This window comes from Citrobacter sp. Cpo142 (assembly GCF_030332425.1).
Classification (GTDB): domain Bacteria; phylum Pseudomonadota; class Gammaproteobacteria; order Enterobacterales; family Enterobacteriaceae; genus Citrobacter; species Citrobacter portucalensis.
In genome coordinates, this window is sequence record NZ_JAOWHW010000052.1 from 46,115 (window position 1) to 58,720 (window position 12,606).

At 52.1% G+C, this 12,606-nt stretch carries 10 protein-coding genes; 6 read left to right on the forward strand and 4 right to left on the reverse strand.

The window, feature by feature from the left end; genetic code table 11:
- Positions 1 to 64 precede the first annotated feature (64 nt).
- Complete coding sequence (locus OGY18_RS02445; protein WP_003830934.1) at positions 65 to 1,606, reverse strand: MASE1 domain-containing sensor histidine kinase; 1,542 nt, start codon at positions 1,604 to 1,606, stop codon at positions 65 to 67.
- Entirely contained in the window at positions 1,606 to 2,235 is a 630-nt protein-coding gene (locus OGY18_RS02450; protein WP_149384183.1) for a response regulator transcription factor, read from the reverse strand. Before OGY18_RS02450 ends, OGY18_RS02445 begins: the two co-directional genes overlap by 1 nt.
- 323 nt (positions 2,236 to 2,558) lie before the next feature.
- On the opposite strand from OGY18_RS02450, the gene tauA reads away from it, so the two are divergent.
- From tauA to tauD, 4 genes are read left to right on the forward strand one after another with little or no spacing between them, the layout of a single operon-like run.
- Positions 2,559 to 3,521: a taurine ABC transporter substrate-binding protein gene (gene tauA / locus OGY18_RS02455; RefSeq protein ID WP_003830936.1), complete on the forward strand. Its 963-nt coding sequence runs from the start codon at positions 2,559 to 2,561 to the stop codon at positions 3,519 to 3,521.
- 14 nt (positions 3,522 to 3,535) lie between these two features.
- Positions 3,536 to 4,303, forward strand: coding sequence for a taurine ABC transporter ATP-binding subunit (tauB, locus tag OGY18_RS02460; RefSeq protein ID WP_126319864.1), 768 nt, complete (start codon positions 3,536 to 3,538; stop codon positions 4,301 to 4,303).
- Positions 4,300 to 5,130 (forward strand): taurine ABC transporter permease TauC, encoded by an 831-nt coding sequence (gene tauC, locus OGY18_RS02465; protein WP_148362359.1) that lies wholly within the window; start codon positions 4,300 to 4,302, stop codon positions 5,128 to 5,130. The genes tauB and tauC overlap by 4 nt, the downstream gene beginning before the upstream one ends.
- A complete protein-coding gene (gene tauD, locus OGY18_RS02470; protein WP_149281137.1) occupies positions 5,127 to 5,978 on the forward strand; it encodes a taurine dioxygenase in 852 nt (283 codons plus the stop codon). Before tauC ends, tauD begins: the two co-directional genes overlap by 4 nt.
- A 77-nt stretch (positions 5,979 to 6,055) precedes the next feature.
- Here the strand turns inward: tauD and hemB are convergent, their stop codons facing one another.
- Entirely contained in the window at positions 6,056 to 7,030 is a 975-nt protein-coding gene (hemB, locus tag OGY18_RS02475; protein WP_003830941.1) for a porphobilinogen synthase, read from the reverse strand.
- Positions 7,031 to 7,530: 500 nt separating this feature from the next.
- On the opposite strand from hemB, the gene ehaB reads away from it, so the two are divergent.
- Both ehaB and iprA read left to right on the forward strand, forming a co-directional pair.
- Positions 7,531 to 10,455: an autotransporter adhesin EhaB gene (gene ehaB, locus OGY18_RS02480; RefSeq protein WP_191219550.1), complete on the forward strand. Its 2,925-nt coding sequence runs from the start codon at positions 7,531 to 7,533 to the stop codon at positions 10,453 to 10,455.
- 89 nt (positions 10,456 to 10,544) lie between these two features.
- Complete coding sequence (iprA, locus tag OGY18_RS02485) at positions 10,545 to 11,168, forward strand: hydrogen peroxide resistance inhibitor IprA (protein ID WP_003830944.1); 624 nt, start codon at positions 10,545 to 10,547, stop codon at positions 11,166 to 11,168.
- Between the two features lies 1 nt (position 11,169).
- Here iprA and ampH read toward each other — a convergent pair whose 3' ends face one another.
- Positions 11,170 to 12,327, reverse strand: coding sequence for a D-alanyl-D-alanine-carboxypeptidase/endopeptidase AmpH (gene ampH / locus OGY18_RS02490; protein ID WP_148362357.1), 1,158 nt, complete (start codon positions 12,325 to 12,327; stop codon positions 11,170 to 11,172).
- Positions 12,328 to 12,606 lie beyond the last annotated feature (279 nt).

Here is a 12,606-nt window from a genome sequence, read left to right on the forward strand (position 1 = left end):
CTATAGGAAAATGAAAGCAAAAGGGGATGAGAGAAAGTCCGCAGTGACTAAGACTTTTTCCTGGTTAGCGGCTGGTTTGTTGCAAATTTGTGGGCAGGTTAACAATTACCCGCGTGCCGTTGTTTGATTCGAGCGTCAGTTCACCGCCAAGGGCGCTCACCCGTTCACGCATCCCCTGGATACCGAAACCGGGGATTTTTTCTGGCAGAATACCAACGCCGTTGTCAGCGACGTCCAGAAACAAGCAATGTTCCCGCTGGCGCAGCGTAATCGACACATCGCTGGCATCGGCATGTTTGCATACGTTATTGAGTAACTCCTGCAACAGGCGATACAGCGTGAAGCGCACCGTTTCGTTTTCTGGCGTATTCTCTAGCTGATAATCAAAGCGGCAGCGAATACCCCGCTCAGCAAAAGCAAATTCATTCACCAGATGATGTAGTGCATCTTTAAAAGACAGTTCATCGAGCGCGGGTGGGCGCAGCTGACGAAGTAGCTGGCGGGTCGAATGGTGAATACGCCGGGCCAGGTTGTTGATCTGATTTGCTGCTTCGAGCGTTTGCTCAGGGCCTGGCGCGCGTTTGACCAGTTGCGACTGAATTTGAATGGCGGTGATATTCTGCCCAATTTCGTCATGCAGCTCCCGCGCCAGGCTTTTGCGCGTATTTTCTTCGGTGCGGATCAGCTGTTCGGTCAGGGCGCGTCGTGCCGCCAGTTCGGTTTCCAGACGCTGGCGATAATGGTGCAAATTTTGCGCCAGATGCTGCTGGCGGCTGATGGCGATCCCCAGCCCGATGCCGAGCAGCGCCTGGGTAGCGAGGAAAATCTCCAGCTCCAGTAAATTACTGAACCCAACGCCGATTTGCCGGGCGATGGTGATCATCATACTGCCGAGCAATCCAGACAACACGCCGCCCTGCCAGCCAAATTTCCACGCCATCACCACGTTCGGTAAGAACACCACGATCAGCAACAGGCGCTCGATCTCCGGCGACAGCACCATTTGAGTGCCGATGCCAATAATAAAAAACAGGCTGCACCAGATGATAAGCGAAGTGCGCAGCGGGGGATTGGTGGTATCCAGCCCGAGCAAATGATAGCGGTGCTGTTGGCGCAGAAATTCATAGATCAGATAGACAAACGGCGTCAGCAACACGCCGCCGGTAAACGACGCCAGGCCAATCAACGTTGCCGGGCTCTGGATAAACGGTGAAAGCAGGGCGGTATTGAGCAATGAGGTGAGCGTTACGGCGGCCAGCAGCAGCGTTAAGCGTTGCCAGTAAAGGGGAAAGCGGTGCCAGTATGACTGGCCGATGCTCGCCGGAATCAGGCTAATTAACGGCGCAGCCAGCAGGATATAGCCATTCAGTAATTGCTCGCTGTGCAGCCAGAACAACATTAGCAGGGGGGGCAGCACCAGTGCGGGCCAGTAACGGCGAGAAAGCAGAATTAACAGCGCGAGATAGACGCCGTGCGGCAGAAATAGCGCCGCCTGCTGGCCGTTGTGGGTCAGGTAAAACCCCAGCGTCCACAGCATCAGCCAGCCCGATCCCCAGGCCAGCAGAATAAACAGAGAAATAACCCAATGCCGAAGGTTACGCGACATTAATGCCCCGTTAATAGCTGGTGGTCGAGTGCAAAATGCACCAGATCGATGGTGCTGTGGCATTGCAGTTTGCCCAGCACGTTCGCCCGATGAACGTGCACCGTCTTGTGGCTGAGGTCGAGCTTGAAGGCGATCTCTTTTACGCTGTCGCCTTTGACCAACAGATCAAAAACTTCACGCTCGCGCGGGGTCAGAACTTCCAGGACCTGCGCGGGCTGCTCGCCGCCGCGTAGTGCCCGTAAAGCATCGGCGCACAGGTAATGACCGCCCATACCTACCGAGCGTACCGCCTGCACAAGTTCTTCCGGGCCGCAGCGTTTGGTCAGGTAACCGCTGGCACCAGCGTCCAGCGCGCTTTGCACAAACGTGGGCGAGTCATAAATGCTGAGAATGATGGCGCGAAAACCGGGCTTTAGCGCCCGCAGTCGTTTTAACAGGCTCAGACCATTTTCATCCGGCATGGCGATATCCATTACCGCGACGCTGACGTCATCATGCAGAAGTGCAGACCAGGCCTCCGCTGCGCTGCTGTACTGACCGGTAACGTTAAGATCGTCTTCAAGACTGAGTAATTGCGCAAAGCCGGAACGCACCACCACATGGTCATCCACCAGCACAACATGAATCATGATATTGCTCTCTTGCCTGACAATGGCCCCTATGATGCCTGCCAGCACCGCGCTGGCAATCACCGTGGCGCGGATATGTAACGAATGTAACAAAATCGCAATAATTTACAGCGAGTGTAGGCCTGATAAGCGCATCAGGCATTGATTGCCGGATGGCGGCGCAAGCGCCTTATCCGGCCTACGTTCTGTAATGAGTGAAATAGCTAACTATTGCCGCTTTTTTTCTAAAAACAGATCGCTATTAACCAGAATTTTTAATTCCTTTATCAAATTGTGCCGCAACGAAATACTGCCTCCATAACAAGACAGGGGAGCAGACAATCATGGCTATTTCATCGCGTAACGCACTTCTTGCCGCACTGGCATTCATCGCATTTCAGGCGCAGGCGGTGAACGTCACCGTTGCTTATCAGACCTCCGCCGAACCTGCCAAAGTGGCGCAGGCGGACAATACCTTTGCCAAAGAGAGCGGGGCGACCGTTGACTGGCGCAAATTCGACAGCGGCGCGAGCATCGTTCGTGCGCTGGCATCCGGTGATGTGCAGATCGGTAATCTTGGCTCCAGCCCGCTGGCGGTCGCTGCCAGCCAGCAGGTGCCTATTGAGGTTTTCCTACTGGCATCAAAGCTCGGCAATTCTGAAGCGCTGGTGGTGAAGAAAAACATCAGTAAACCGGAAGATTTGATTGGCAAACGCATTGCCGTGCCGTTTATTTCCACCACCCATTACAGCCTGCTGGCGGCGTTGAAACACTGGGGGATTAAACCCGGCCAGGTGGAGATCGTGAACCTGCAGCCACCGGCGATTATTGCTGCATGGCAGCGCGGAGATATTGATGGTGCGTATGTCTGGGCGCCTGCGGTCAACGCGCTGGAAAAAGACGGTAAGGTGTTAACGGACTCCTCACAGGTTGGCGAGTGGGGAGCACCGACGCTTGACGTGTGGGTGGTGCGCAAAGATTTTGCCGAGAAGCATCCTGAGGTGGTGAAAGCCTTTGCCAAAAGCGCTATCGATGCCCAGCAGCCTTATATCGCTAATCCTGATGAATGGCTGAAGCAGCCGGAGAATATCAGCAAACTGTCGCGTTTGAGCGGCGTACCGGAGGCGGATGTACCGGGGCTGGTGAAAGGTAACACTTACCTGACACCGCAACAGCAAACCGCTGAGCTAACCGGCCCGGTGAACAAAGCGATTATCGACACCGCGCAGTTCCTTAAAGAGCAGGGCAAAGTCCCCGCTGTCGCGACAGATTACAGCCAGTACGTTACCGATCGCTTCGTGCAATAAATAAGGAGGCGATGATGCTGCAAATCTCTCATCTTGCCGCCAGCTACGGTGGAAAACCGGCGCTGGAGGATATCAACCTGACGCTCGATAGTGGTGAACTGCTGGTGGTACTCGGGCCTTCCGGTTGCGGGAAAACCACGCTGTTAAATCTGATTGCCGGGTTTGTGCCGTATCAGCATGGCAGCATCACGCTGGCGGGTAACAGGGTTGACGGTCCGGGGGCAGATCGCGGGGTCGTTTTCCAGAATGAAGGTCTGCTGCCCTGGCGTAACGTGCAGGACAACGTGGCTTTTGGTCTGCAACTGGCGGGCGTGGACAAGCAGCTGCGCCAGCGTATTGCCCTGGATATGTTGCAGAAAGTCGGGCTGGAGGGCGCGGGAAAACGCTTTATCTGGCAACTTTCCGGTGGGCAACGTCAGCGCGTCGGCATTGCGCGGGCGCTGGCGGCCAATCCGCAGCTGTTGCTGCTGGATGAACCTTTTGGCGCGCTCGACGCCTTTACTCGCGAGCAGATGCAAACCCTGCTGCTGAAGCTGTGGCATGAGACCGGCAAACAGGTGCTGCTGATTACCCACGATATTGAAGAAGCAGTATTTATGGCGACAGAACTGGTATTGCTGTCCCCAGGCCCTGGCCGGGTACTGGAACGTCTGCCGCTCAATTTCGCCCGTCGCTTTGTGGCTGGAGAGTCGAGCCGCAGCATTAAGTCCGATCCGCAGTTTATCGCCATGCGCGAGTACGTGTTAGGTCGTGTCTTTGAACAACGGGAGGCATTCTCATGAGCGTGGTGATTAATGATAAACCCCGTCGCCAGCGGGTGCTGAACTGGCGTTGGCCGTTTTCGCGACAGATTACCTTAAGCCTCGGTACGCTGGCCGTCATTCTGGCGGTGTGGTGGACGGTGGCGGCGCTGCAGTTAATCAGTCCGTTGTTTTTGCCGCCACCGGGACAGGTTTTACAAAAGCTGCTCGTCATTGCCGGGCCGCAAGGGTTTATGGATGCCACGCTGTGGCAGCATCTGGCGGCGAGTCTGACGCGTATTGTTATCGCGCTGCTGGCGGCGGTGCTGCTGGGCGTTCCGGTTGGGATCGCGATGGGGCTGAGTCCTACGATGCGCGGCATTCTCGATCCGATCATTGAACTGTATCGTCCGGTTCCTCCCCTGGCCTATTTACCGCTGATGGTCATTTGGTTTGGCATCGGTGAAACCTCCAAGATCCTGCTGATCTATCTGGCGATTTTCGCCCCTGTGGCGATGTCGGCGCTGGCGGGGGTGAAAAGTGCGCAGCAGGTGAGAGTGCGCGCCGCACAGTCGCTGGGGGCCAGCCGTGCGCAGGTGCTGTGGTTTGTTATTTTGCCGGGGGCATTACCGGAGATCCTCACCGGGTTACGCATTGGGCTTGGCGTGGGTTGGTCGACGCTGGTGGCAGCTGAACTGATCGCGGCCACGCGAGGGTTAGGATTTATGGTGCAGTCAGCCGGTGAGTTTCTGGCAACGGATGTGGTGCTGGCAGGGATCGCGGTGATTGCCGTTATCGCATTTATTTTAGAACTGGGTCTGCGCGCGATTCAGCGTCGCCTGACGCCCTGGCATGGAGAAGTACAATGAGTGAACGTTTGAGCATTACCCCGCTGGGGCCGTATATTGGCGCACAAATCACTGGTGCGGATTTAACGCGTCCGCTGAGCGATAATCAGTTTGAACAGCTTTATCACGCGGTATTGCGCCACCAGGTGGTGTTCCTGCGTGAGCAGGTGATTACGCCGCAACAGCAGCGCGCACTGGCGTTGCGTTTCGGCGATCTGCATATTCACCCGGTCTATCCGCATGCCGAAGGGGTAGAAGAGATTATCGTACTGGATACTCATAACGACAATCCGCCGGATAACGACAACTGGCACACCGATGTCACCTTTATTGACACGCCGCCTGCCGGGGCGATTCTGGCAGCAAAAGAGCTGCCATCGACCGGGGGAGACACTCTGTGGACCAGTGGGATTGCCGCTTATGATGCGTTGTCTGAGCCGTTTCGCCAGTTGCTGAGCGGCCTGCGGGCAGAACATGATTTTCGTAAATCATTTCAGGAATATAAATACCGCAAGACGCCAGAGGAGCATCAGCGCTGGCTGGAAGCGGTGGCGAAGCATCCGCCCCTGTTGCATCCGGTGGTGCGTACGCATCCGGTGAGCGGGAAGCAGGCGCTATTCGTGAATGAAGGATTTACCACGCGAATTGTCGATGTCACGGAAAAAGAGAGCGAGGCGTTACTGAGTTTTTTATTCGCGCATATCACTAAACCGGAGTTTCAGGTGCGCTGGCGTTGGCAGCCCAACGATGTGGCGATTTGGGATAATCGCGTGACGCAGCATTATGCGAATGCGGATTATCTGCCACAGAGGCGCATTATGCACCGGGCGACAATTTTGGGAGACAAGCCGTTTTATCGGGCGGGATGATTGTTGGTGGGGTTTTACTTATCGGGCCTGGAACTGTCGGCCCGATAAGGTGAAGTCGCCATTCGGCAACAAAGTGGTTAGCGCAGGATTTTTTTCTCAGCCAGATCCAGTGCGAAGTAGCTGAAGATCAGATCCGCGCCAGCGCGTTTGATCGAGCCTAAGCTTTCCAGAACCACTTTCTCTTCATCTATTGCACCTGCCATCGCCGCAAATTTGATCATCGCGTATTCACCGCTGACCTGATAAGCGCCAATCGGAAGCTCGGTGCGCTCGCGGATATCACGCAGAATATCGAGATACGCGCCTGCCGGTTTCACCATCAGGCAGTCTGCTCCCTGGGCTTCATCCAGCAGCGATTCGCGAATCGCTTCACGGCGATTCATCGGGTTCATTTGATACGTTTTACGATCGCCTTTCAGCGCCGTGCCTGCGGCTTCACGGAACGGGCCGTAGAAAGAAGAGGCAAACTTGGTGGAGTAGGACATGATCGCAGTATCGGTGAAGCCCGCGGCGTCCAGCGCCTGGCGAATCGCCTGTACCTGGCCGTCCATTGCGGCGGAAGGGGCGATGAAATCTGCGCCCGCTGCTGCGGCAACGACTGCCTGTTTGCCGAGATTAGCAAGGGTTAAGTCGTTATCAACGCCGTGTTCGCATAATACGCCGCAGTGACCGTGCGAGGTGTATTCACAGAAACAGGTGTCGGACATGACGATCATTTCTGGTACGGTCTGCTTACAGATACGCGACATGCGCGCCACCAGACCGTCTTCTTTCCAGGCATCGCTGCCGGTCTCATCGGTGTGATGAGAAATGCCGAAGGTCATGACCGAGCGGATGCCTGCATTAGCAATGCGTTCAATTTCGCGCGCCAGGTGCTTCTCCGGAATGCGCATCACGCCGGGCATGGCGTCAATAGCTTTGTAATCGTCGAGTTCTTCTTCAACAAAGATCGGCAACACCAGGTCATTTAAGCTGAGTGTTGTCTCTTCAAACATAGCGCGCAGCGCAGGGGATTTGCGAAGGCGACGAGGGCGTTGGATTAGGTCTGTCATGGTATGCCTGATGTTTGTGGAATCGAAGGCCGTAGTATACCCGAACCTGAGGGTGAGGGGTTTACGAAAGTTGGCGTTATGCCGAGGTTATGGTGATGTTATCAATGCTTGGTATTATGTATTATCTCTATTTTTGCAATTATGACTATTTTAAATAGTGATTAGTTTTATGGTGAATTTAGTTTAGTTTAATTTTTAATTAAGTGGCGGAATTTAAAGGTATTTATTTGCTGACGTTTGATTTTTAAGTTAATCATAAATTTAATATATTGTTTTGCCAGTGTCTTTGCATGTAACTGTCTAAAATAGAAATGATTTTTACGTTTGCTTGCTGTTTCGAATAATTTGCATATCTATTGTCCGTAATCGGACTTAAGCCAAAGAATAATTGAACCTTTCCTTTGTGAAACCGCATAATCCTCCCCGCGAAACATAAAATGTTTTCTTTGCATTGATAATTGATGGATCAACTATATTACGTCCCTGAGGAGGGATGACAAATGCACACTTGGAAAAAGAAGCTTGTAGTATCACAATTAGCATTAGCCTGCACTTTGGCAATCACTTCTCAGGCGAATGCTTCAACTGATATCTCTGGGACCACCTACACAACGTTTGCTCATTATAATGACGCATCTTATGCGGATGGCGTCTATTATGATGGATATGTCGGTTGGAACAATTACGATACCGATAGTATTTATAACGGTGATATTTATCCGGTAATCAATAACGCCACTGTCAACGGCGTTATTTCTACTTATTATCTGGATGATGGGCTGTCTACTAACACCAATAACAACAGCCTGACCATTAAAAACAGCACCATTCACGGTATGGTGACATCCGAATGTATGACCACGGATTGTACTAACCGTACGGGTACTGACTATTACTACGATCGCCTGGCGATGAACGTCATCAACTCAACTATCGATGACAACTACGAACATTATACCTACAACGGTACGTATAATGACGCAGCTGACACGCACGTTGTCGACGTTTATAACCTGGGTACGGCTATCACGCTGGATCAAGAAGTTGATCTGTCTATCTCCGCCAACTCTCACGTCGCTGGCATTACCCTGACTCAGGGTTACGAGTGGGCAGATATTGACGATAATACCGTTAGCACTGGCGTAAACAGCAGTGAAGTATTTAACAACACTATCGCTGTCAGCGATTCTACCGTGACCTCTGGCTCATGGTCTGACGAAGGTACCACCGGCTGGTTTGGTAACACCAGCAATGCAAGCGACTACAACGGTAATGGCTGGAACGCTGACGATATTGCATTAGCGGTTATTGCACATCCGGATGCGGATAACGCGATGCAGACCACTGCCACGTTTGATAATTCCACGCTGATGGGTGACGTGCTGTTCTCCAGCAACTTCGATGAGAACTTCTTCCCGAACGGTGCTGACACTTATCGTGATACCGATGCTGACCTGGATACCAATGGTTGGGACGGTACCGACCGTCTGGATCTGACCCTGAACAATGGCAGTAAGTGGGTCGGTGCGGCAATGTCTGTGCACCAGGTTGACACCGATGGTGACGGAGTTTATGACAGCTACGCTGCAGGCACTGAAGCCACCGCTACTCTGATCGACATCACCGCTAACAGCCTGTGGCCGGATTCAACCTACGGAATCGATAGCGACACAACTTCTTATGACGAAAATGGTCATGTAGTTGGCAACGCTGTCTACCAGAGCGGCCTGTTCAACGTCACGCTGAACGGTGCTTCACAGTGGGATACCACCAAAACTTCCCTGATTGATACCCTGAGCATCAACAGCGGTTCGGTTGTCAACGTGGGTGATTCTATCCTGATCTCCGACACTATTGGCCTGACCGGTGGTTCTGCACTGAACATCAACGAAGATGGTCATGTTGCAACAGATACTCTGTCTATCGACAACAGTACTGTAACGATTGCTGACGACGTATCTGCTGGCTGGAGTGTAGGTAGTGCTGCGCTGTATGCAAACACCATTAACGTCACCAACAACGGTGTTCTGGATGTGGGTAACAGTACCGGTAATGCGCTGCAGGTTGATACCCTGAATCTGACCAGCTACACCGACGCTTATAACCATGTTAACGCGGGTGTTTTCGACATCAACAGCAACAACTATGTGCTGGATGCTGACTTGACCAACGATCGCACTAACGATGAATCTCAGTCTAACTACGGTTATGGCGTGATCGCGATGAACTCTGATGGTCATCTGACTATCAACGGTAACGGCGATTCCGACACCTCAGGCGATCAGTCTGAAGTTGATAACTATGGTGACCATGTAGCGGCGGCAACCGGTAACTACAAAGTCCGCATCGACAACGCTACTGGCGCAGGTTCTGTTGCGGATTACAAAGGTAACGAGCTGGTCTACGTTAACGACGCGAACAGCACTGCGACCTTCTCTGCAGCCAACAAAGCTGATCTGGGTGCTTACACCTACCAGGCGCAGCAGCAGGGTAACACCGTTGTTCTGCAGCAGATGGAACTGACAGACTACGCGAACATGGCGCTGAGCATTCCGTCTGCTAACACCAATATCTGGAACCTGGAACAAGATACCGTTGGTACTCGTCTGACTAACGCACGTCATGGTCTGGTTGATAACGGTGGTGCATGGGTTAGCTACTTCGGTGGTAGCTTCGATGCAGATAATGGCACCATTAACTACGATCAGGATGTTAACGGCATCATGGTCGGTGTTGATTCCAAAATTGATGGTAACAACGCTAAGTGGATTGTCGGTGCTGCAGCAGGCTTCGCGAAAGGTGATATGAGCGACCGTACCGGTCAGGTGGATCAGGATAGCCAGACTGCCTACATCTACTCTTCTGCTCACTTTGCCAACAACATCTTTGTTGACGGTAACTTAAGCTACTCTCACTTCAACAACGATTTGACTGCTAACATGAGCAACGGTCAGTATGTTGATGGTAGCACCTCATCTGACGCCTGGGGCTTTGGCCTGAAACTGGGTTATGACCTGAAGCTGGGTGACGCAGGTTACGTAACGCCATACGGCAGCGTATCCGGTCTGTTCCAGTCTGGTGATGATTATAAGCTGAGCAACGACATGAAAGTTGACGGTCAGTCTTATGACAGCATGCGCTATGAACTCGGTGTAGATGCAGGTTATACCTTCGCCTACAGCGACGACCAGGCGCTGACCCCGTACTTCAAACTGGCCTACGTTTACGATGACTCTAACAACGATTCTGACGTAAACGGCGACTCTATCGACAACGGTGTAGAAGGTTCTGCGGTACGTGTTGGACTGGGTACTCAGTTCAGCTTTACCAAAAACTTCAGCGCATACACCGATGCTAACTACCTCGGTGGTGGCGATGTTGATCAAGACTGGTCTGCAAATGTTGGTGTTAAATATACCTGGTAAGACATCTCTTGTTGTTAAAGAAAAGATAATCTAACTCAGAAAAATGCCCGTCACGGATTTGACGGGCATTTATTGCAAGGAATGCCCAAATGTTGTCTGCAAATAAACCGCTTGTGGAATTTGGTAAGCTTGATAAATGTTTGTCAAAATATGGCAAACACTTTGAGTGTGATAACGATAAAGAAATAATTTATTCCAGTGATATAAACAGTGACGATACCTTTATCATTTTAAATGGTGTAATTTCCCTGAGGCGAGGGGAGAATGTGCTGGTCGGTATTGCGCAGGCACCGTTTATTATGGGGCTTTCAGATGGTGTGATAAAAACAGATATACAATACAGATTAATCACAGAAAGCGATTGTACGGGATACCATCTACCTGCCTCGCAAACAATTAATATAATTGAAGAGTGCCAGCTTTGGCGTGAAGCTTTTTGTTGGTTGGCATGGCAAAACTCCATGCTTGAATTACGCGATCTGCAGTTGATCGGCAACAACTCCTACGATCAGATCCGCGCGACATTGATCTCTATGACGAAATGGGATGAAGCCCTTCGTTCACGCATTGGCGTTATGAACTATATTCACCAACGCACACGAATTTCACGCTCGGTTGTCGCTGAGGTTCTCGCGGCATTGCGCAAAGGCGGTTACATTGAAATGAATAAAGGCAAACTGGTGTGCATCAACCGTTTGCCTTTTGAGTATTGAATCAGGATGCAGGAATGACCTGTGGCTTGTACCCGCTCAATTCTGCAACCAGTTCGTTGATACCGTCGCTCATATTGGTAAAACGGGTCAGCGGAGAGCGCGTCACTACGACAAATGCCCCAACGTTTTGCTGTGGGATCATCGCCATATAGGTAATGAAGCCACCGCCGCCACCGGTTTTTTGAATAATTCCCGGTCTGCCATTCTTCGGCGCCATGTAAACCCAGCCTAAACCAAGCGCATCGGCTCTGCCTGGAACATCCATTCCCACCACTTTAGTTAACTGCGTACGCTGATAAATCAGCGTCTGCATCCGGTCGGCCTGCTGGCTACGATGATAAAAGTCTGAAGAGAGATACTGCTGCATCCAGCGCATCATATCGCCAGGCGTTGAATAGACGCCGCCGCTGCCCATCGCTGCCAGCGTATTGTTACAAGGGCTGGCGCCTTTTTCCGCGACCATCAGGCGTTTGCACTGATCGGGGGACGGGGTGAAGGTTGTGTCTTTCATCCCCAGCGGACGGGTGATTTTTTCTTCAAACAGCTGCGGATAAGGCTTGCCGGACGCGGTACCCAGCGCATCGGCCAGCAGGTCAAACGCCAGGTTGGAATAAGAAGCCTGCGACCCTGGTGCGGCTTTAAGCGTAGCCGTTGAGAGATAGCTCCAGCGCTGCTCGCGGGTTGGCCAGACAAACACCGGGCGCTTGGCCGCGCCGCCAGGCTGTTCGCGCGGCAGTGCGCTGGTATGTGTCGCCAGATTCACCAGCGTAATTGGCGTTCCTTGATAAGTGGGAACGCGCGCGCCAGGGGGCGCATATTTACTCAATGGATCGTTGAGTTTGACCGTGCCCTGATCGAGTAATTTCACCAGCATTTCACTGGTCATTAATTTGGTAATTGAGGCAATGCGGATCACGGAATCCAGTTGTGGATGAACATTATTGCCGGGGCGTGTTTCGCCGAAACTGCGAAATACACGCTGATTACCATCAATCACCACGAGCGCCATCCCCGTAGCACCACTGCCGTAAAATATATGGTCGGCATAACGATCAACGATATCAGAGGCGAAGACCGGATCGGTTATAGGCTGTGCCGCCTGGACAGATGTCAATGACGCCGCACACAGCGCGGCAGAAAAAAGCAGACTACGTTTCAACGGTGGTGTCCATGAGTTAGAGAAAGTGAAAAAGGATGTCGTGCGTATGCGTATTTATACTACTCATCGGCGTATTGCAAAGCGCTTATCAACCAATGATAGTGGGAAAAACGTAACGATGAGTAAACACAGGAGTTTCCTGGATTGCGGATGTTCGCTTTTGTGATCTCACGCTGTGATAATCTGCACATACTGGAACGTTGTCGAGTGTGAAAACCACAGAAACAATTCTTCATAACCGAGGTGCGAACTAAGTGCCTCGGTTTTGGTCACAATTGT